We start from the raw sequence: 20562 nt of genomic DNA, 5'->3' as shown, positions 1-20562 counted from the left end.
CCCCTCAGCGTGGGGAGCCCTGCGGTTCCGGTTCCGGGCGGCGCTGCGCCGGGACGACCAGGTCACCGCGCAGTTTGGCCATCGCCCGCGACACCGTGCTCTTCACCGTGCCGACGCTGATGCCGAGCGCCTTGGCGATCTCCGGCTCGGTCATGTCCTCGTAGTACCGCAGCACCACCGCCGCGCGCATCCGCTCCGGCAGCCGGTCGAGCGCCTGTTCCAGCAGCTCGTAGGCGTGCTCGTACTCGACGGGGGCGAACGCGGGCGGCTCGGGCAGTTCCTCGGCCGGATACTCCTCCAGCTTGCGCCGCCGCCACCAGGAGATGTTGATGTTGACCATGGCCCGCCGCACGTAGCCGTCCAGCGCCGCCCGGTCGTGGATGCGGTCCCAGGCGAGGTACGTCTTGGCCAGTGCCGACTGCAGCAGGTCCTCGGCGTCGGCGGGGTTGCCGGTCAACTGGCAGGCGGTGCGGAGCAGCGCGGGACCGCGCGCCTCGACGTACGCGCGGAACTCGTCGGTTTGCAGGTCCATCGCGATCACCAGCCGACAACAGAGGGGCTGCCCGTGCCGGGGCCGTGCCGGGCGACCGGCCCGTGTCGGGCTTTTGCCAGACACTTCCCTTGTGCTCAGAATCGCAGCTGGAGCACCTGATACGGCTGAACCAAAATCCAGGTTTCGCCCCTTCGACAGCAAAAATAGGCCAAGCTCGAAGACATGGACCGCAGGACCCGGTTCACCGATCAAGCCCGCCGCGCGTCCCGAGACGGTCTGCGCGGCGGCGCCGTATGCGGTGTCGCGTCGGCCCTCATCCCTTTCCGACGCTCTCGTCCATTCACCACCGCGCGGCGTGAGATCATCGAGTATCGCTGCGCCACAGGCGTTTCGGCGGCTTCACTCCGGGGTCGTCCGGGTACGCCGGGCGTCCGGTCATGGTCATTACCCGCCCTGGTCACGGTGCAGATTGCTGAGACCCGGTGGGCGTCCGCTAGCACCTGGGAACGGAAAACCGCACCCGCCGATACATCTGTCGGGAAATATCAGCAGAACACCCGAAGAACTCCCTCTGCCCGTGTGAGGCTATGCCCTACGAGGCCATGGAGGAGTCTCGCCCGCAGGCCTTCACCCAAAGGCCCGAACCAAGGGGTAGGCGCTCACCAGCACCTATGAAGGGGCCTCGCGGTCCGCCCGTCAACCAAACGGGAGCACCGCGAGTATGGACGACGAAGAGACGATTGGGACAGGCGAATGACCTACCCGACCACTGTTCACCGGCGTCGCACCCTCGCAGCAGCCGCACTCGGGCGTACCCTCAGTACCCCCGGTGCCCCTGATGCCCCCAGCGCCCTTGATGCCAGTAATGCCAGCGATGCCCGTGCCGCCCCTGGCGTCCGCGGCGATGCCGGCGCGTCCGCGGATGCCGTCGACGGCGACGGCCCGGAACCACTGCGTGCCGTCACCGGGCAGGTGCTCGACACCAGCCCGCACCTGATCATCGTCGAGACGCCGGAGGGAACCGAGGAGCGTCTGGTGGTCGCCCCATGGGCGACCACGTGGCGCGGCGAGAACGTCGCGCTGACCGACCTGCCCCCCAGGACAAACGTGATCATGCGCACCCTGCACGGCGGCAAGGTCGTGGACCGGGTCTGGGCGGACATCACCAGGATCACCGGCACGATCCTCGCCGTCGGCAAGGAGGGGCGCGACCAGCTCGTCGAGCTGGACGCCGGTCCGCACCGGGGGCGGCGCACGATCGTCATCCCCTACCGGGTGTCGGGACGGCTGCGCGTGCGGCACCCGATGTTCGAGCCCGGCTACCTGTTCGACGCCATCGGGATCCGCGAGGACGGCCGGGCCTCGGCGCGGCTGCCCGCCACCTCGCAGCCGCCGTACCGGGCGCGTGCCGTACCGGCTCCGCCTCCCGCCTACGGCGGGGCGCAGTCACGCGTCGCCGGCACGATCACCTGGTCGGACGGGTTCGACGAGGACGAACACGGAGCGGCCTACCCGATGCTGGAACGGTCCGACGTGGGGTGCCGGGACGCGGAGACGTCGTGCGTCGGCCTGCCGTACCTCGCGCTGGGCTCGATGCTGCACGTTGAGAACACCTGCACGGGACGCACTCAGGTCATTCCCATCGTGACCTGCGGTTGCGTCGCTGGGAGGTTTTGCGACCGCTGCGTGGAATGCGACACTTCACCGCGGGGCAGGATCGCGGAGGTGTCACCGGTCTCCTTCGTCGAGCTGGGCGGGGACCTGATCAAGGGTTGTTTCAATGCCAGGATCGGATTGGGGTGACATGCTGGCGACGATCGCCGCAGCGCAACTGCCGCTGATGGTGTTATTGCTGGTCATGGGGAGCGCCGCGAAAGTGGCCACGATTCGCGCCGACGCCGAGCCCGGAGGGCTGACCCGCCTCGGACCGGCCGTGCTGATGCCGGAGCGGCTGCGGGGGGCGGCGCTCGTGGTGTGCGCGGCCGGCGAGCTGGTGCTCGCCGTCGGCATCGCGTTCACGGCCTCTCCGCTGTTCCGGTGGGGGTCGCTCGCGTTCTTCGCGCTCTCCACCTATGTGCTGCTCGAACTGCGCCGACGCCGTCCCGATGTCGGGTGCGGCTGCTTCGGCGAGGTCAGCTCCCGCCCGATCGGGGCGCGATCGGTGGCCCGCACGGTGACGCTGGCGGTGATGGCCGCGGGCATGCTCTCGGTGCCGACGCCGGGCTGGCAGGTGGTCGCCGGCATCACCTGGACGACGGCCGGGTTCATGACGGCCGGGCTGGCGCTGCTCGTCGTCCTGTCGCCGGAGCTGGAGGAGGCCATCGACCGGGTACGCCACCGCGCGCCGTGCGAGCAGCGCGCGCTGTCGCCCGGCACCGCGCTGAGCCGCCTGCGGGCCAGCGCCGCCTGGGACGATCATCGGCCGCTGCTGACCACGCCCGAGCCTGCCGACAGCTGGCGGGAGCTGTGCTGGCGGTTCTTCGCCTTCGACGGCCGGACCCCGGACGGCGTGCCGGTGGACGTGGTCTTCGCCGTCTACCTCAGCGGTCGGCGCCCGCCGGTGCGGGCGGCAGTGGTCACGGCGGACGGCATGCCGGTGCTAGCCGAATCTATCGCCGTATCGGCATGACGCTAGACATGCGTATAGAAGCCGATGCGGACGGCTTGATTTAGCTCTATACGGCTCTCTAGCTTCCCCACTAGAGAGCCGTATAGAGGCATAGGCGTTCCTCACACGGGTTGGGCGCGGAGGAACTTTCCGAAGTGGGGCACTGTGAAGGCGATCAGGCCCCGCTCGGCGCTGTAGATCAGACCCTTCTTGATGAGGCTGTCGCGAGCCGGGGACAGGCTCGACGGCTTTCTGGTGAGGACCTCGGCGACCTGGGCGGTGGCCACCGGCTCGTCGCCGACGGAGGCCATCGCGTGCATGTAGTCTCGCTCGGCCGGGGTGGCGCGCTCGTAGCGGCTGCCGAAGAAGCCGACGGCCAGCTCCTCCTCGGCCTCGGGGGCGGCCAGCCGTACGTCGTCGGCGGTGATCGGTGACCGCAGCGCGAGATCCCAGGTGACCTTGCCGTACGCCTGGACGAAGTAGGGGTATCCGTCGGCTGCGGTGTAGAGCGCGTCGAGCGCTTCCTGGGTGAACTCGACGCCCTCACGCTCGGCCGGGGCGATCAGTGCGAGATCGGCCGCGGTGCGGTCGAGACGGTCGATGCGGGCGTAGCGGAACAGCCGCTCGGAATAGCTCTTGCTGGCACTGAGCACGCTCGGCAGGTGTGGCAGGCCGGCGCCCACCACGATCAGCGGGCCGCCGCTCTGCGACAACTCGTGACAGGCGGCGCACAGAGCCGAGACGTCGGGCGCCTGGACGTCTTGCATCTCGTCGATGAACAGCGCGATGCCCACCCCGAGGTCGGTGGCCACCGAGGCGGCGTCGACGAACAGCTCGGTGAGGTCGATCTCCAGGTCGCCGGAGTCGGCCCGGCCCCGCCCGGCCGGGACGTCGATGCCGGGCGACCAGTGCGAGGTGCCCTTCGCGGCCGACGGGTCGCGCATGGCGAACGCCTTGAGCACGCCGAGGAACTCCTCGATGCGCTCGGGCGCGCGGTGGCGCGGGGCCAGCTCACGCACCGCCATGTGCATGGCGGCGGCGACCGGCCGCCGGATGGACTGATCGGGGCGGGCCTCTATCTTGCCGGTGCCCCACAGGCGCTGCATCGCCATCGATTTGAAGGTGTTGAGCAGGACCGTCTTGCCGACGCCGCGCAGCCCGGTGAGGACCATGCTCCGCTCCGGACGGCCACGGGCCACCCGTTCCAGAACCACCTCGAACTGCTGCAGCTCACGATCGCGGCCCGCCAGCTCGGGCGGGCGCTGCCCGGCCCCGGGGGCGTAGGGGTTGCGCACGGGATCCACGCTCTCGGACTTTATGACGGAATATAGCGGCCGTCTTATATCTGCGTAGAAAGAGCTACGGCGTGTCGCGCGCCGCGAGGCCGACGAGCGGTGGACGGGCGCTCGCGCCCCGGCGGGAAGGGCGCTCGCGGGCATGCTGAAGGTCGCACTTCCCATGCCACACCCCTCGCCGATAAGATCGTTGGCCCGAACCCGTGTTCGATCCGATTGCCTTCAGACTGTAGCGCGGCCTCGAACACCTGCGCGAGATTTTCGCGGATTTCCAGGTAAAGATCTTGCCCGCGGCGTCAGCGTCGCATCGGCGCCCGCAACGGCGCTGGTCACAGCCGCCTAGCCCTTCACCACGAGTCCCATCGACCTCGCCGTGCCCGCGATGATCTTCTCCGCCTCGGCCGGGTCGTCGGTGTTCAGGTCGGACAGCTTCACACGCACCACGTCCTGAAGCTGCGCACGCGTGATCGTGCCCGCGGGCGTGTGCCCCGGCCGGGCGCTCCCCGCCGCCAGGCCCGCCGCGTGCCGCAGCAGCGACGCGGTGGTCGGCTTCTTCGTCACCATCTCGAACGAGCGGTCGTCGAAGACGGTGAGCACCGCCGTCACCACGAACCCGCGCAGGTCCTGGGTCGCGGCGTTGTACTGCTTGCAGAACTCCATGATGTTGACGCCCAGCGGCCCGAGGTCCTTGCCGACCGCCGCCGGGTTCGCCTCACCCGCCTTGGACTGGATCTTCACGACACGACTGATCTTCTTCGCCATGGACGGCACGCTAAAGTCTCCAGTAACAGGAGGCTCAAGCGAATATGTACACGATCGGCCAGCTCGCCAAGCTCTCCGGTCTGCCGGTGAAGACGATCAGGTTCTACTCCGACAGCGGGGTGCTCCCCGAACACGAACGCACCGCCGCCGGCTACCGCCTCTACCGCGAGGAGGACCGCGCCCGGCTGGAGGTCATCCGCACGCTGCGCGAGATCGGCGTGGACCTCGCCACCATCCGCGGCCTGGGCGACCGCGACCTGCGCGACGTGCTCACCCTCCACCTGCAGGCCGTCGAGACCCGGCTCCGCGCGCTGCAACGGACCCGCGCGGTGCTGCGCGCCACCCTCGACAAGGACGACCCCACCGACGACGACCTGCACCGCCTCAACGCCCTTGGCCGCTACGGCACCGAGGAGATGGGCCTGCTCCTCGACGACTTCATGGACGACGTCGCGGGCGCCAACGGCGCGCGTGAGGAGTGGCTCGAAGGGCTGCGCTGCGGCATGGCCGTCGAACTCCCGGACGAGCCCACGATCGAACAGCTCGACGCGTGGCTGGAGATGACCGCGCTGCTGGCCGACGACGGATTCCGCGCCGCGCTGAGAGGCCAGAGCTCGGACTTCTGGGAGAACACCGACCAACTGGACCTGGACGCCCTCCGGGAGACCACCATGCGGTCCATCGAGGACGCCATGGCGGCGGTACACGCGGGCGTGACCCCCGACTCCCCGGCGGCGCTCCCCGTCCTGGACGGTGTCCTGTCGCTGATGGCGAAAGGGCGCGGCGTGCTGTGCGACGCGGAATTCCGGAACCAGGTACGCCGCGAGTACGACCAGCACGACCAGCGCTCCGAACGGTACTGGGAACTGGTCTACGTCATCCGCGAGTGGTCATGGCCGCCCGAACAGGTCGTCGCCAACCGCTGGATCCACGACGCGCTGCGACACCACGATCACTTTCCGCCCTGATCCGCCGACGGATCGCTTAAGCTGACGTATGGCCTCACGTGGGAAAACGTCCGTGCCGGGAATCCGCCGCGCGCTTCCGGCCCTGCTCGTCTCCGGCTGCCTCGCGACCATCTCCGCCTGCGGCGACGCCGGCAACGCGACCACCCCCACCCCGGCTCCGCCGTCCACGTCACCACCCCCCACCCAGCAGCCGACAGCCGTACCCTCCCCCACCCCCACCGGCCCCCCGGCCTACACCTCGAAGGTCTCCCGCATCTCTCGCGACCAGGTCCCCTACTCCTGGCGCCCCGGATGCCCCGTCCCCCTCCAAGACCTCCGCATGGTGACCCTCACCATCTGGGGCTTCGACGACAAGCCCCACACCGGCCGCCTCGTCGTCCACAAATCCGTCACCGGCGACATCGAAAAGGTCTTCAAACGCCTCTACGACTGGCGCTTCCCGATCAAACGCATGGAACCGGTCGATGCCTTCAAGGGCAGCGACTTCGACTCCATCGAGGCCAACAACACCTCCGCCTTCAACTGCCGCCCCGCCACCGGCTCCTCCAACTGGTCCCAACACGCCTACGGCCGCGCCATCGACATCAACCCCCGCGAAAACCCCTACGTCACCGCCAACGGCTCCGTCGCCCACACCAACGCCCGCAAATTCGCCCGCCGCCCCATCAACGCCCCCGGCGTCATCAACCCCGGCGACCGCGTAGTGCGCGCCTTCGCCGCCCTCGGCTGGCAATGGGGCGGCTACTGGTCCGGCACCAAGGACTACCAGCACTTCTCCAAGGGCGGCGGCTGACCCCAGCCCCACTTCCAGCGGCATCGCTCTGAGCTGCAGTTCGGTCCTTCACCACTTCTCGGTGCTGCCGCGCGGCGGATTCTCACTCCGAGGCGTGAAGAATGGGAACGCTCAACAGTCTTGGCACGGAGGACCATTCGCGACCATCTGTGTCATTGGCTACGACCTCTGTGCCCCTCAGGGTTCCACAGGCCGTTCGTTGCGGTGGTTGGCCGCGTGGGTGGCGCTGGCCGCGACCGGCCGAAGAGCCGTGGTCTACGCGCCACCGCGCGGGAGCGCGCTCGGGAGCTTCCGATCGCTCACTGATCGTCGGCTGCGGTCGCTTCCTGGTGGGTGCCGCTCTGTCATCGGGGGTTCACGCGGTGGGGTGGGGGTGGTCGTTTGGGCGGCCTACCGTCCTGGCGGACGGCGTAGGTCGACGGGTCGGAGGTCGGGATGGATCGGCGGACTGTGTTGCGGACGGCTGTCATCGGTGCGGGTGGGGTGGCGTTCTCCGGGGCTTTGTGGGGGGAGGCGTTCGGTGCCACGGCGCAGCCGGGGGCGAGTCCGTACGGCGAGCTGGTGGGGGCGGACGCGAACGGCATTCAGTTGCCGGCCGGGTTCAGTAGCCGGGTGATCGCGCGGTCGGGGCGCAGTGTGGCCGGATACGTCTGGCATCCGGCTCCGGACGGCGGGGCCTGCTTCCCCAACGGCGCCGGGTGGATCTATGTGTCGAACTCCGAGGTACCGCTCATCGGGGGCGCGTCGGCGATCCGGTTCGCCGCCGACGGGACGATCCTGTCCGCGTACCGGATCCTGGCCAACACCAACGTCAACTGCGCGGGCGGGGCCACTCCCTGGGGTACGTGGCTTTCGTGCGAGGAGGTCCCGTTGGGGCGGGTCTTCGAGACGTGGCCGGGTGGTGGGCGGGCCGGGGAGGAGCGCACCAGGATGGGGCGCTTCACTCACGAGGCCGCCGCGTGCGATCCGCAGCGCCGGGTGGTCTACCTGACGGAGGACGAGTCGGACGGCTGCTTCTACCGGTTCGTCCCCGACACTTGGGGTGACCTGCGCACCGGCCGGGTGCAGGTGCTGTGCGGGACGGCCGGGCAGACCAGTGGGCCGGTGAGCTGGCAGGACATTCCCGACCGCGACGGTTTCCCGGTGCCCACCCGACGGCAGGTCGGGGCGGCCCTGCACTTCAACGGCGGCGAGGGCTGCTGGTATGACAACGGCGTCTGCTATTTCACCACCAAGGGCGACAACCGAGTGTGGTCATTCGACGCGGTCGACAACGTCATCGGCCTGGCCTACGACGATTCGCTGGTCACCGACGGGGTTCCCCCGCTCACCGGTGTGGACAACATCACCGGCGCGCCCGGCAGCCGCGACCTGTACGTGGCCGAGGACGGCGGCGACATGGAGATCAACCTGATCACGCAGAGCGGCGTGGTCGCCCCGTTCCTGCGCGTCCTTGGTCAGTCGTCGTCCGAGATCACCGGCCCGGCGTTCTCGCCTGACGGCAAGCGCCTCTACTTCTCCTCCCAGCGCGGGACCTCGGGCTCCTCTACCGGTATCGGCGGCATCACCTACGAGGTGCGCGGCCCCTTCCGCGACCATTCGTGAACCCGCCGGAGCGCCGAACTCGCCCAGGAAAAACACGCGTCACGAACTTCATATAGATCCACACAACACGTCATAGCGTGAGCAATGGGCACCGGGCCATAAACGGGGATCTCCTACTCCCAACCATACCCACCGTGCATGTCCTGTTTCTCAGCGATAAGCACGGGCATTAGCCTGATCCGGTAGAAGATTTCCACGGATACCGCTGCGCCGATTCAGTATCGCACACGGAGGGTAATCCAGCATGCCCCTGCTCACGCCCATCACCGAACTCGACCTGACGCGACAAGAAGGCAACGAAGGAGACCATCTCAAATTTATCAGAGCCATCCGTACCGCATTGACGAGGAACGGTGAGCTCAATTACGCGACCTACACATACGATGTCGAAAGCCGCAGGGTCTATCGCGTGGACGATGCGGCGAATCCGGCCCAGAGGGAGGGTCATTTCAGCGTCCGACTGACGGTGGGCCGCGGGGAATCCGTTCACCTCTACGTCCGGCGCGACAACCTCTACAGCATCGGCTTCGCCCATCTGGACGCCCAGGGAAACGCCCTCCGTTTCTACTACCTGGGCGGCGACGCCGACCGGCACAACTGGCATGCGATCAGCCTCCACCTGCGGCAACGCGGCGACAATCCGCTTCCCGCGGACAACACCCGGCCATTCCCACGCTGTCGGTCGGTTCGGCGACCTTTCGCAGCGCGTCGAGTTCGCGGCGGCCCTCGCCGTCATCTATCTGAAGAGCACTCCCGGCACCAGCGGCCGGAGCGGGCAGAGCGCAGCCGCCTTCCTGGCCGCGGACGACGGCGGGGACATCCGCTACCCGGTGATCGACGCGGCGCTCAACCGGAACGACGACGACCACACGGCGAATTTCTTCCAGGCCAACGAGATCACGACGTACGACCTGTCGGGCGACACCATCCTCAAAGGCCCATGGCCGATCGCGTACTCGTGGCCGGGACTCGCCGGCACCGATTTCGCCGCCGGAGTGAGCACCGCCACCGCCATTCCCAACGTCAAGGGCGTCGTCTGGCTGTTTCGTGGTTCGAAGTACGTGCGGTTCAGCGTCTCCGACGATCGCGTTCTGGTGGGCCCGAAGGAGATATACGACGGCTGGCCCGGGCTGCGGGGCACCACATTCATGGACTATATCGACCCGCCACCAAGGACCCCAGCGGCGCCAACACCGTCTATCTCTTCCGTGGCCCCGAAGTCGTTCGATACAACCTCGACGACGATACGATAACCGGCCCCGGTCTCATCCCGAACGTGCTGCCCGGCCTCGGGGACACCGGCTTCGACCATGGCGTCAGCGCCGGATGGCCCGGGTTCAAGTCCGCCGGCTTCGATCACATCGACGTTGCGGTTCCCGTACCGGGAAATCCCGACCAGGCCTGGTTCTTCAAAGACGACCAATACCTCCGTTACAGCATCGGCTCGGCGCAGATCGTGGTCAAACCGCGTGCCATCGAGGACGGCTGGACCGGTCTGCGAAACACGGGCTTCGCCCAGGGCATCGACGCCGCCGTCCGCTTCACCGGCCCCGACGAGCACCTGTGGCTGTTCTCCGGCAACACGTACGTCCGCTATGACGTCAACACCGACAGCATCGTCATCGGCCCGAAGGCCATCATCGACGGCTGGAACCTCGGCCTGCCGGTCGGCTGATCGCCGAAGTCATGTTCCCGCCACCGCTCGTCCGGGAGAAGGCATTGGCTCGTCATATGCGCACGATGAATGGTCGCATGCTCGCATGCCTGCGGCAATAGAGTACCGAAGCGTCCAGGAGGTGTTCCTGAGGCAATCCGCCGCCGACGTGCGCGGACGTGCCTTCGCCGCGGGGTGTGGGCCCGAGCCCAAGCGCAGAATTGTCATGGGCGCCGACTCACGCTTACTCGGCAGGGTATTGTCACAAACATGACAGTCTTGGACGCCGCTCTGTGGGGATTTCTGGGCAGCGCGGTCGCCGAGGCGCTGACGTTATCCGCACTGATGCGTCCGACTGGGCGTCGCCGGACCTGGCGTTGGCCCTGGGCGGCAAAGCAGGACCGCGGCACCGTGCTCTTCGCCGTCTGTTTACGGTTGTTCGCGGGGGGCGGGCTGGCCACACCGCTCGGCGTATCCCAGCAGATCGCCACCGAGTTCGGGCTATTCGTCTGCGGCGCAGCCGCACCGCTAATCGTCGCACGCCTGTTCCAGCTCATTCCGCTCGCCGACCCGTCGGATTCCGCCGCGGACGGCGGCCAGCTGATCAAAGTGGACGCCATCGGTTCTACGGAGCTTCAGAAGTAGGGCGGGGACGCAGTGCTGAGAACGGATAGCAGAACTGGGCGTCTCGTCCGCGCGCTGGCAGCGGTCCCAGCGGACGCGGAGAATCGAAAAGGGCTGGCCGGAGCCCTCGCGGGCGGCGTCGCCACGCGTCATCCCCGGGTTGAGGAAGAGTCCCCCGAAGAGGAGCCGCAACGCCGAAGAAGCAGTTGGGCGGGTTGGGGAATGCCGCTGCTGGCGGGCGCGGCCATCCTGCTGCTGGTCTTCTCGGCCACGCTCATGGCCAACGGGGGAATGACAGGCGGCGGAATCGCGACCAACGCCAGCCCGGAACCTCCGCCCCCGCACACACCATCGCCCTCGATGACACTGACCGGTGACGACCAATTGCTCTCAAAGCGCATCACCGGGTTCGGGCCCGGCCGGCAAACGGTCACCTGGCTGGACAACTGCCGTCCGGAGAGATTGCCCGAGAGCACATTCGCCACCCGATCGGTCCTCCGCTGCGCGGCGCTTCCCGGCAGTCCTGCCGAGAGCGCGCTCGCCATTATGTTCGCCGACCGGGAAAGCTTGGACGCTTTCATCCGGAGAGAGGCCGGCACGCTGCAGCCGGGCTCGGGGGAAGCATGTCCGATCGAGGATAAGTTCGATTACACGGGGGACTGGACGAATTCAGAGGGCATCCGCATAGGGCGCATCGTGTGCCGCGACACGGGGTCCGCTTATCGCCTGGTCTGGTCTTTCGAGAACGACGCGTTCGTGGACGCGAACCAGGTTCCCTTCGTGATCGTCGTGGACGGCGACGACCAGCGCGCGTTGGTGGACTGGTGGAAGAAGACCCCCGTCTGATCGGGCGCGGAGGTCGGTGGGTGTCGGTGGTCGCGTCTGACAGGGATGGTCCGGACGTCGGGGGATCTTCTCTGGGGACGGCGCGGGTCCGCCCGGGGCGATGATCGGGTCGGCGTTCCACTGGACGCCTTCGTCTGGGTCGGCCCTTGCCGGGGCGCTGACGGCCTACGCGGGCGTCTTCGCGGTCGGCATACGTGCTGTGGGCGTGGCCGACCGGATCTGCCGTCAGTGTCCGCGTGTACCCCTGACGCGAGCGGCGCGTGAGCCCCGGCACAAACGGCCTGTCGGCAGGGCGAAGGTTGCGGCCTTCTTCACAGTGCGTGCTACAGCCGGGGACACGGTCCTACTTTCCGCAGATCCCCGACGGTGGAGCGCACCACGCAGCGGACGGCAGGCGCAACGGCCCGAAGTCGGATGCCGCAGAAAGGGGCGCCCATCCGAGGGAAGGGGCGCGGATACGGGCTGTGTGCGGGCTTGTAGCGGCAGGGCGGGAGGCACATCAAGGCGCAGGTGGCGAGGGCGTCCCGTGGGGTGCGGCCGGCAGGGCGGGGCGCAAGGGCGCAGCGAAGACACCGGCCGAAGGACGAACCGGTGGCGGTGGGAGGCCTAGAAGGGCTACGGCGGGTTCGGGGGTGGGGATTTGGAGGGGGAAGTGGGGGTCGGGTCGGGGGTGAGGAGGCCTCAGTGGTGGGGGATCTCCTTGTTGTTGGGGTGCGCGCGGCTTTCGGTGATAGGCGTGGCAGAAATTGCAACGTGTTTCAATACCTGAACACTTACGCACACTTCTTCGAGCAGCTCTGTCAGGTCACCAGTCAGTAGGCCGATGTTCACCGGAGATTCGATAAACAAGCCTGACGAAGAGCCGGACCTCCGATCCCCGTGGACGTAACGAACTGATAACTACGGCAAGATGGTGGCCATGGCGGCCAAGGACGGAGACGGGTGGGCCCTGTGCGGGCGTGGGCATCGGCACTGGGGTGTTCACGGGGCGGCCGGGCTGCTCGCCGTCCATCACGACATGGCCGGGACGGCGCACGTGCTGATGCAGAAACGGTCCTGGTGGAGCCACTTCGGGGGCACCTGGGGGGTGCCCGGGGGCGCTCGTGACAGTCATGAGGACTCCGCGTCCACGGCGATGCGGGAGGCGCGTGAGGAGGCCGGGCTAGACGGTGACGGCCTGCGGGTGCAGGCGGTCTACCGAGACGACCACGGCGGGTGGACCTTCGACACGGTCATCGCGGAGGCGGTGGGGTTGCTCCCGGCCGCGCCCACCAGCGGGGAGAGCGCCGAGTTGCGGTGGGTGCCCGCGGGGGACGTGCAGGAGCGGCGGCTTCATCCGGGGTTCGCGGAGGCGTGGCCCGCGCTGCGGCCCGCGCTCGCCCCGGTGGTGCTGGTGCTCGACATGGCCAACATCGTCGGTGCGCGGGCGGAGCACGGCTGGTGGCGGGATCGGGCCGGGGCGGCTGAGAAGCTGCTCGCCGAGGTCAAGGGCATGATGGACGCCGGGGTGGGGGCCCTGCCCGAGGAGTTCCCCGACCTGACGTTGTCCTTTCCCAGGGTGATCGCCGTCGTGGAGGGCGCGGCCCGCGCGGCGGGCTCGCCGGGCGGGATCACCGTGGTCCGGGCGCCGGGCAGCGGAGACGACGCGATCGTTCAGACGGTCCACGACATCGTGGCGTGGGAACGCGTCCTGGTGGTGACCGCCGACCGCGAGCTGCGTCGGCGGGTCTCCGAGCTGGGCGCCTCCGTCGCCGGGCCGGGCTGGCTGCTCTCCCGGCTCTGAGACGACGCCCCTGACGGCCGTGCGCGGCGATAGGCCGCATAAAGGTCGGCGAGCACGGGCCGGGCACCGCTATCGTGGACCTGCACGGGAGGGTTCGCATAGTGGACTAGTGCAGCCGCCTTGAAAGCGGCCAGGCCAGCGATGGTCTCGTGGGTTCGAATCCCACACCCTCCGCTCAACGATCCCGACGACTCGGCCGCGATCAGTAGGCGGCCTCCGCGGGCACCGGGGCGAATCCGTCGCCGACCGAGGCGGCCAGGCGCAGGTAGGCGTCGCGGGTGCCCTCCTGCAGGCGTTCCAGGTCGATCTCGGCGCCTTCCTCCAGGTGCGGGTCGTACGGCACGCGCACGACCGACCGGCAGCGCGCCGCGAAGTGCGCCTCCAGTTTGTCCAGGTCGACCGTCGACTTCGAGCGCGGGCGCACGCTGCACAGCACCACGTTGGCGTTGCGCACCAGGTCCTCGTAGTGGTGGGCCTCCAGCCAGTCGAGCGTGGCGGACGCGGCCCGCGCGCCGTCCACCGACGGGGAGCTGACCAGCACGAGCTGGTCGGCCAGGCCCAGCACGCCGGCCATGGCCGAGTGCAGCAGGCCGGTGCCGCAGTCGGTGATGCAGATGGAGTAGAAGTTCTCCAGGACCTGCGCCACCGCCTGGTAGTCGCCCGCGCTGAATGCCTCGGACACCGAGGGGTCGCGGTCGGAGGCCAGGATCTCCAGGCGTGAGGGGGCCTGCGAGGTGAACGCCCTGATGTCTACGTATCGCTTGATCTGCCCGCGTTCGTTGAGCAGGTCGCGCACGGTCGCGGCGGTCTCCAGCTCCACCTTGTCCGACAGGGTGCCCCGGTCGGGGTTGGCGTCGACCGCGATCACCCGGTCGCCCCGGATCTGCGCGAGCGTCGCGCCCAGGCCCACCGTCGTTGTGGTCTTGCCCACACCGCCCTTCAGGCTGAGCACGGCCACGCGGTGGTGGCCGCTGGCCACGGGGGTGCGGGCGCGGGTGATCAGCTCCCGGCGACGGCGGACCTCGGCGGGCTCACCGGGCTTGATCCACCCGGCGGAGGCCCGGTAGATCAGCTTGCGCCAGCCCCCGGAGGGGCCGTTGCGGCGGCCGCGCAGCAGCGAGTCGGGGTCGAGGCTGTCGGCGGTCGGACGGCCGGACAGGTCGGCCAGCCCAGACGACGAGGATCTCCTGGCGGGACGCGTGGGCGCGGCGAACGACGGCCCGGTCTGGGACGCGGACGCGGTCTCGCCGGACGATTTGCCGTGCCTGCGGCGCGCCTGGTACGGCTGGCGCACCGCCGGATCGGACGCGTCGCCGGTGTCCGGAGAGGTCGCCTCGGGTACGGCGGTCTCGCCCGTGGACCCGGACTGAGCGGCGAACCCACCCGACGGGGTCGAGAAGCCGCCCGGCGGAACCGAGAACCCCTCGGCGGGCGTGGTGAAGCCACCGGACGGCGACGGCGTCGAGGACCACTCATGGGCCGTGGGCTCGGACGCGGACCACTCGGGCGTCAGCGACGGGCTGGACGTGTTGGACGAGCCGGAGGAGCTGGAAGGACTCCAGGAGTTCCACTCGCCCGCCCCGGGGGCGGCCTGCGGCTCCTGGGCCTCCTCGGACAGCGGGAAGCGCAGGGCTCCCGGCGGCGAGGTCTGGTTGCCGAAGACGGAGGGCAGCGACGGGGAGGTCGACTCCGCGGTGCCCGGCCGGGCCGTCTCCTCAGCAGCGGCGGCAGGGGGCGGCGAGGACGGCGCGGCGGGCTCTTGCTGCTCGCCGGACGAGCCCGACGAGCCCGACGAGCCCGCGCCGCGCTCCGGGGGCTCGAACAGGCCGCGTTCGCCGGGACGGCGCGGCAGCGTGGCCCCGAATTCGTGGTCGCCCGTCGCACTGGCGGCAGACGTCTCACCAGTCTCGCCCGGCTCCTGAGAAGAGCCGGCCTGCGGGCCGCTCTCCTCCTGCGGGGCGGGACGCAGCGGCGCGAGGAACCCTTCGTCGCCCTCGTTCCGCGCGGTCTCGCCACCCTCGGAGCGCCCGCCCGTGACGGCCGGCGGCAGCGTGAAGTGCCCCGTCACCTCGGCGGCGCGCTTCCACTCCTCGGCGGTGTCGTCAACCGAAACGGAACCGGAAGCGGAACCGGCAGCCGGTGCGGCCGCGACCGCAGGAGCCTTAGGAGCCTCAGGAACGGACGGGGCGGCGGGCGGCGCCTCGGCGGCGGCCGCGCGCGACAGCGCCCCCGGGTCCGTCTCGCGGGCCGCTTCCAGCCAGGGGTCCTTCGGGTAGGGGGAGGCGGTGGTGTCGTCCACGGCCGTGGCCACGACGCCTGCGGGCGCCTCCTCGTTCTCCTTGATCGCGTCGAGCCAGGCGAGCTGTTCTTCGAGCGAGTGGGGATCCTCACGATCGTGTCGTGCCACCGTTTTCCCCCTAGGGGCTGGGCATATCAGGTGCAGCAAACACATTGCAGATTATCGCCCCGCGTTCCAACCAACAGGGCAACGGTCAACTTCCCGTCGTCACGACGTCACGGATCGGGCCTCCGGCGCCTGCCAGGGGCGCGGCGATAGGTTGGCCGCATGCATGCGATTGTCATCTCCAAGCCCGGTGGACCCGACGTGCTGACCTGGCAGGAGGTGCCCGACCCGATTCCGGGGCCGGGCGAGGTGATCGTGGATGTCGTGGCCTCGGCCGTCAACCGGGCCGACCTGCTGCAGCGCCAGGGCTTCTACGACCCCCCGCCCGGGGCCTCGCGGTACCCGGGCCTGGAGTGCTCGGGCGTCATCTCGGAGATAGGGCCGGGCGTGGAGGGATACGCGACCGGCGACGAGGTGTGCGCGCTGCTCGCGGGCGGTGGTTACGCCGAGCGGGTCGCGGTCCCGTGGGAGCAGCTCATGCCGGTGCCGGAGCGCGTCTCGCTGGTGGAGGCCGCCGCGCTGCCCGAGGTGGCGTGCACGGTGTGGTCCAACGTGTTCATGACCGCCCGGCTGCGCCGGGGCGAGACGCTGCTGGTGCACGGCGGGGCCAGCGGGATCGGCACGCTGGCCGTCCAGCTCGCCAAGGCGTACGGCTCGCGCGTCGTGGTCACCGCGGGCTCGGAGGAGAAGCTGGCCAGGTGCCTTGAACTGGGCGCGGACGAGGGCGTCAACTACCGGACGGCCGACTTCGCCGAGTCGGTCAGGGCCGATGTGATCCTCGACATCATCGGCGGCAAGTACCTGCCGGGCAACGTCAAGGCGCTCAACACCGGCGGCCGGATCGTGGTGATCGGGCTGCAGGGGGGCGCCAAGGGCGAGCTGGACCTGAGGCGGCTCCTGTCCAAGCGCGGCGCGGTCCACGCCACGTCGCTGCGTCCGCGCCCGGTCGACGAGAAGGGCGTGATCACCCGTGGCGTCGTCGAGAACGTGTGGCCGTTGATCAGCGCGGGGGCGATCCGTCCCGTGATCGACTCGACCTTCCCGCTCGCGGATGCCGGGCGGGCGCAGGCCGCCCTGGAGGAAGGCTCCCACTTCGGGAAAATCCTGCTGGTCCGGTGAGCTAGGTTGAGATTCATGAATGCTGAGGAGAGCACCCCGCACATCGTGGTCGTGGGCCCTCAGGGCGTCGCGGCCCAGCATGACGACAACGAGTCCGACGAGCGGTCGGTTACCGAGTTGGTGGAGCAGCCGGCGAAGGTCATGCGCATCGGCAGCATGATCCGCCAGCTTCTTGAGGAAGTGCGGGCCGCTCCGCTCGACGAGGCGAGCCGCAAGCGTCTGAAGGAGATCCATCAGAGCTCCATCAAGGAGCTTGAGGACGGCCTTGCCCCGGAGCTGGTGGACGAGCTGGAGCGGTTGTCCCTGCCGTTCACCAACGGCGAGGACCAGTCGCCGCCGAGCGAGGCCGAGCTGCGGGTCGCGCACGCCCAGTTGGTCGGCTGGCTGGAGGGCCTGTTCCACGGCATCCAGACCACCCTTTTCGCCCAGCAGATGGCCGCCAGGGCGCAGCTTGAGCAGATGCGCCGCGCGCTGCCCGGTGGGTTCCCGCAGGGTGACGAGCAGTCGCAGCAGCAGCACCGGGCCTCCGGCCCCTACCTGTAAGTCCTCCCCACCTGTAAATCCTCCAGTCCCCAAGGGCTCTCACTCGGGGGCGTCGTAGAGCCTTTCCAGGACGACCGCGACGCCATCGTCGTCGTTGGCCGCCGTCACGTGATCGACGGCGGCCAGCACGCCCGGGTGCGCGTTGGCCACGGCGTACGACGTGCCGGCCCACGCGAGCATGGGCAGGTCGTTGGGCATGTCGCCGAACGCCACCGCCTGGTCGGCGGTGATGCCGTGCCGGCCCGCGAGCGTGGCGAGCGCCGACGCCTTGGTGACGTCCCTGGCGCTCATCTCGATGATCCCGTCGCCGCCGCTGGAGTGCGTCGCGGTGACCAGATGGCCCACGACCCCGTGTACGGCCGACAGCAGGTGGTCGGGGGCCACGGTGAGGTCCTGGGCCAGCAGCTTGGCGCACGGCCGCGTGAGCAGCGTCTCAGGGCCGCCGTGGGCGCCTCCGCCGGCCCCGCCGTCCCTTCCGTCGGGCTCGAAGCCCGACTCGCGCGCGTATCCGCCCGCGTATTCCGCGCAAAACGACAGTCCCGGCATATCGCCGCGCAGCGCGCGCACGACCTCGGCGAGGACGTCCGGGTCGATCAGGTGTGATTCCACGACCACCTCTGTGTGCAGGTCGTAGACGAGTGCGCCATTGGCGCAGATCGCCAGTCCGCGGTGGTGGACGGCGCCCGCCACACCGCTCATCCAGCGCGGCGGCCGGCCGGTGACGAAGACGAGCAGAGCGCCCGCCTGTTCGACCCGCGCGAAGGCGGTGGCCGTTCGCGGGGAAATGGTTCCATCAGTGCGCAGTGCGGTGCCATCGAGGTCGGTGGCGACGAGCCGGGGTCTAGTCATAACACGTTACAGTCTGCCCGCTACGAGCCTCAACGAGGAAACTTTGCGATGGCGGGAACACCACGGCCCCAGATGGTGTTAGATGTGTTGACGTTGTATTAGCTGATCCCGTTGTGAATACCAGCTTGACTGTCTGAGCCACCCCGGGGCTGCGATGTACGACACACCGGGATTCACGAGGTGTGGATCCCAAGTTTCATCATCCTGAGGGAGAGCTTTAATGGCTCAGGGAACCGTCAAGTGGTTCAACGCTGAGAAGGGCTTCGGCTTCATCGCACCGGACGGCGGCGCGCCCGACGTTTTCGTGCACTACTCCGAGATCGTCGGCAACGGCTACCGCAGCCTTGAGGACGGCCAGCGGGTCGAGTTCGAGATCACGCAGGGGCAGAAGGGCCCGCAGGCTTCGCAGGTGCGCGCTCTCTGAGGTCACCGGCTTCGCCGTAAAAGGCGAGGTTCGCTCAAAGCGAACCTCGCCTTTCGCGCGTCAAAGGGCAAAACTCCCGTCACTCTAATCAGACGATTGTTCGGCCGGTCGCTATCGGCCTATCGTCTCGCCAATCACGCTCACCCCTCCGCCGGAGCCCTTCCCGAAGGGGCTGAAATGGCCGCTGAGCCCTCCACGCCCCTAAAGGGATCCGGGAGTATCGCGCGGACCAAAACAAGCCGTGGGGACGACCTGAAGCCCGCGCATGGCAACTGGGCCCGCGACTGCCGGTTACGAAGCGCTGTCGGGCGATTCCGGGTCGTACAGGAAGGCGTGCTGGATGTCACCAGGAAGCGACCGAGGAAACGCACCGTGAACGCTCGCCAAAGCCCGGAGAAGCCAGAAGAAGCCCAGAGAAGGCCGGAGAAGGCCATCCCGGTTGCCCTATCTGTTTCGCGCTATCCCCTCGCCGGTTCGAGGACGTCGAGCCCCACGTAGGGGCGCAGCGCGGCCGGAACGACCACGGAGCCGTCGGAACGCTGGTGGTTCTCCAGGATGGCCACGATCCAGCGGGTGGTGGCCAGGGTGCCGTTCAGCGTGGCGACCGGCCGGGGCCCGCCATCCTTGTCGCGGAAGCGCACCCCGAGGCGGCGCGACTGGAACTCCGTGCAGTTGGAGGTCGAGGTGACCTCGCGGTAGCGGCACTGGGAGGGGATCCACGCCTCGCAGTCGAACTTGCGGGCCGCCGAGGTGCCGAGGTCGCCCGCCGCGGTGTCGATCACCCGGTACGGCAGCTCCACCTTGGCCAGCATCTCCTTCTCCCAGGCGAGCAGCCGCAGGTGCTCCTCCGGCGCGTCCTCGGGACGGCAGTAGGAGAACATCTCCACCTTGTCGAACTGGTGGACGCGGATGATGCCCCGGGTGTCCTTGCCGTACGAGCCCGCCTCACGGCGGAAGCAGGACGACCAGCCCGCGTAGCGCAGGGGCAGCGCCGCGCCGTCGAGGATCTCGTCGGCGTGGTAGGCGGCGAGCGGTACCTCCGAGGTGCCGACCAGGTAGAGGTCGTCGTCGGGGAGGCGGTAGATCTCCTTGTCATGCGCGACCTGGAAGCCGGTGCCCCGCATGGCCTCCGGCTTCACCAGCACCGGGGTGATCATCGGGATGAAGCCGTGCTCGACCGCCTGGTTCATGGCCATGGTGAGCAGGCCGAGCTGGAGCCGCGCGCCGACGCCGCGCAGGAAGTAGAACCGCGCGCCGGAGACCTTGGCCCCGCGCTCCACGTCGATGGCGCCGAGCCGCTCGCCCAGCTCCAGGTGGTCGCGCGGTTCGAAGTCGAAGGACGTCGGCTCGCCGACCTCCTCCAGCACGACGTAGTCTTCCTCGCCGCCGTGCGGGGCGGCGTCGTCGACGATGTTGGGCACGCCCTCGACCACGGCGTCGAGTTCGGCGGCGAGGCGCTCGGCCTCGCCCTCGGCCGCCCTGACCCGCGCGGCGAGCTCCTTGGCCCGGCCCAGCAGCTCCGCCTTCTCCTCGCCCGACGCGGCGGACACCGACCTGCCCACGGACTTCTGCTCGGAGCGCAGGCTCTCGTAGGAGCCGAGCGCGGCACGACGGCGGGCGTCGAGGTCGAGAAGGGTGTCGACGACGGAGTCGTCTTCACCGCGCGCGCGCTGCGACGCCCGCAAGCGGTCGGGGTCTTCACGAAGGGTTCGCAGGTCGATCACAGGAAAAGGCTACCGGGGCCGGAACACCGCCCTACGTGCCGCCGAGCCCCTCACCCGGCGCTCGGTGC

At 69.1% G+C, this 20562-nt stretch carries 20 protein-coding genes and 1 tRNA gene; 14 read left to right on the top strand and 7 right to left on the bottom strand.

Annotated elements, in window-relative coordinates; translation table 11 throughout:
* Positions 1–4: 4 nt before the first annotated feature.
* Positions 5–532 (bottom strand): SigE family RNA polymerase sigma factor, encoded by a 528-nt coding sequence (locus P3X83_RS10455; protein WP_277304733.1) that lies wholly within the window; start codon positions 530–532, stop codon positions 5–7.
* Between the two features lie 933 nt (positions 533–1465).
* Between P3X83_RS10455 and P3X83_RS10450 the strand changes: the two genes are divergently transcribed.
* Together P3X83_RS10450 and P3X83_RS10445 are read left to right on the top strand one after the other, a co-directional pair.
* On the top strand, positions 1466–2296 hold the full coding sequence (locus P3X83_RS10450) for a hypothetical protein (RefSeq protein WP_277304732.1): 831 nt from the start codon (positions 1466–1468) through the stop codon (positions 2294–2296).
* A gap of 1 nt (position 2297) precedes the next feature.
* Positions 2298–3122 carry a MauE/DoxX family redox-associated membrane protein gene (locus P3X83_RS10445; protein ID WP_277304731.1) on the top strand — a complete coding sequence of 275 codons (825 nt, stop codon included), beginning with the start codon at positions 2298–2300 and terminating at the stop codon, positions 3120–3122.
* Between the two features lie 101 nt (positions 3123–3223).
* Here P3X83_RS10445 and P3X83_RS10440 read toward each other — a convergent pair whose 3' ends face one another.
* A complete protein-coding gene (locus P3X83_RS10440) occupies positions 3224–4405 on the bottom strand; it encodes an ATP-binding protein (protein ID WP_277304730.1) in 1182 nt (393 codons plus the stop codon).
* 330 nt (positions 4406–4735) lie between these two features.
* On the bottom strand, positions 4736–5167 hold the full coding sequence (gene rplK, locus P3X83_RS10435; protein WP_277304729.1) for a 50S ribosomal protein L11: 432 nt from the start codon (positions 5165–5167) through the stop codon (positions 4736–4738).
* A 35-nt stretch (positions 5168–5202) separates the two neighbouring features.
* Here rplK and P3X83_RS10430 point away from each other — a divergent pair, with 35 nt between their 5' ends.
* The 3 genes from P3X83_RS10430 to P3X83_RS10420 all read left to right on the top strand — a co-directional run bounded on the left by P3X83_RS10430 (position 5203) and on the right by P3X83_RS10420 (position 8524).
* A complete protein-coding gene (locus P3X83_RS10430) occupies positions 5203–6126 on the top strand; it encodes a MerR family transcriptional regulator (RefSeq protein ID WP_277304728.1) in 924 nt (307 codons plus the stop codon).
* 52 nt (positions 6127–6178) lie between these two features.
* The gene (locus tag P3X83_RS10425; protein ID WP_277304727.1) at positions 6179–6919 is read left to right on the top strand and encodes a M15 family metallopeptidase; all 741 of its coding nucleotides are present in this window, start codon (positions 6179–6181) and stop codon (positions 6917–6919) included.
* Positions 6920–7354: 435 nt separating this feature from the next.
* The gene (locus P3X83_RS10420; RefSeq protein WP_277304726.1) at positions 7355–8524 is read left to right on the top strand and encodes an alkaline phosphatase PhoX; all 1170 of its coding nucleotides are present in this window, start codon (positions 7355–7357) and stop codon (positions 8522–8524) included.
* 169 nt (positions 8525–8693) lie between these two features.
* On the opposite strand, the gene P3X83_RS10415 is transcribed toward P3X83_RS10420, so the two are convergent.
* Positions 8694–9128: a hypothetical protein gene (locus P3X83_RS10415; RefSeq protein WP_277304725.1), complete on the bottom strand. Its 435-nt coding sequence runs from the start codon at positions 9126–9128 to the stop codon at positions 8694–8696.
* Between P3X83_RS10415 and P3X83_RS10410 the strand changes: the two genes are divergently transcribed.
* From P3X83_RS10410 to P3X83_RS10385, 6 genes are all read left to right on the top strand, one after another.
* On the top strand, positions 9127–9777 hold the full coding sequence (locus P3X83_RS10410; protein WP_277304724.1) for a hemopexin repeat-containing protein: 651 nt from the start codon (positions 9127–9129) through the stop codon (positions 9775–9777). The two genes, P3X83_RS10415 and P3X83_RS10410, sit on opposite strands and share 2 nt — an antisense overlap.
* A gap of 23 nt (positions 9778–9800) precedes the next feature.
* Complete coding sequence (locus tag P3X83_RS10405; RefSeq protein WP_277304723.1) at positions 9801–10199, top strand: hypothetical protein; 399 nt, start codon at positions 9801–9803, stop codon at positions 10197–10199.
* A gap of 249 nt (positions 10200–10448) precedes the next feature.
* Positions 10449–10823 (top strand): hypothetical protein, encoded by a 375-nt coding sequence (locus tag P3X83_RS10400; RefSeq protein ID WP_277304722.1) that lies wholly within the window; start codon positions 10449–10451, stop codon positions 10821–10823.
* Between the two features lie 201 nt (positions 10824–11024).
* Positions 11025–11648, top strand: coding sequence for a hypothetical protein (locus P3X83_RS10395; RefSeq protein ID WP_277304721.1), 624 nt, complete (start codon positions 11025–11027; stop codon positions 11646–11648).
* A gap of 919 nt (positions 11649–12567) precedes the next feature.
* The gene (locus P3X83_RS10390; RefSeq protein WP_277304719.1) at positions 12568–13431 is read left to right on the top strand and encodes an NUDIX domain-containing protein; all 864 of its coding nucleotides are present in this window, start codon (positions 12568–12570) and stop codon (positions 13429–13431) included.
* A gap of 87 nt (positions 13432–13518) precedes the next feature.
* Positions 13519–13605 (top strand) — tRNA-Ser (locus tag P3X83_RS10385).
* A 28-nt stretch (positions 13606–13633) separates the two neighbouring features.
* On the opposite strand, the gene P3X83_RS10380 is transcribed toward P3X83_RS10385, so the two are convergent.
* Complete coding sequence (locus tag P3X83_RS10380; protein WP_277304718.1) at positions 13634–15838, bottom strand: AAA family ATPase; 2205 nt, start codon at positions 15836–15838, stop codon at positions 13634–13636.
* 159 nt (positions 15839–15997) lie between these two features.
* On the opposite strand from P3X83_RS10380, the gene P3X83_RS10375 reads away from it, so the two are divergent.
* Positions 15998–16954: an NAD(P)H-quinone oxidoreductase gene (locus tag P3X83_RS10375; RefSeq protein ID WP_277304717.1), complete on the top strand. Its 957-nt coding sequence runs from the start codon at positions 15998–16000 to the stop codon at positions 16952–16954.
* Positions 16955–16969: 15 nt separating this feature from the next.
* Positions 16970–17497 carry a bacterial proteasome activator family protein gene (locus P3X83_RS10370; RefSeq protein ID WP_277304716.1) on the top strand — a complete coding sequence of 176 codons (528 nt, stop codon included), beginning with the start codon at positions 16970–16972 and terminating at the stop codon, positions 17495–17497.
* 39 nt (positions 17498–17536) lie between these two features.
* On the opposite strand, the gene P3X83_RS10365 is transcribed toward P3X83_RS10370, so the two are convergent.
* The gene (locus P3X83_RS10365; protein WP_277304715.1) at positions 17537–18346 is read right to left on the bottom strand and encodes an HAD hydrolase family protein; all 810 of its coding nucleotides are present in this window, start codon (positions 18344–18346) and stop codon (positions 17537–17539) included.
* 220 nt (positions 18347–18566) lie between these two features.
* On the opposite strand from P3X83_RS10365, the gene P3X83_RS10360 reads away from it, so the two are divergent.
* Positions 18567–18770 (top strand): cold-shock protein, encoded by a 204-nt coding sequence (locus P3X83_RS10360; RefSeq protein WP_277304714.1) that lies wholly within the window; start codon positions 18567–18569, stop codon positions 18768–18770.
* A gap of 458 nt (positions 18771–19228) precedes the next feature.
* Here the strand turns inward: P3X83_RS10360 and serS are convergent, their stop codons facing one another.
* Complete coding sequence (gene serS, locus P3X83_RS10355; protein ID WP_277304713.1) at positions 19229–20494, bottom strand: serine--tRNA ligase; 1266 nt, start codon at positions 20492–20494, stop codon at positions 19229–19231.
* Positions 20495–20562 lie beyond the last annotated feature (68 nt).

Source organism: Spongiactinospora sp. TRM90649 (genome assembly GCF_029382225.1).
Taxonomy (GTDB): domain Bacteria; phylum Actinomycetota; class Actinomycetes; order Streptosporangiales; family Streptosporangiaceae; genus Spongiactinospora.
Note: the sequence above shows the minus strand (reverse complement) of the source record. Positions and strands in the feature narration are given on the sequence as shown.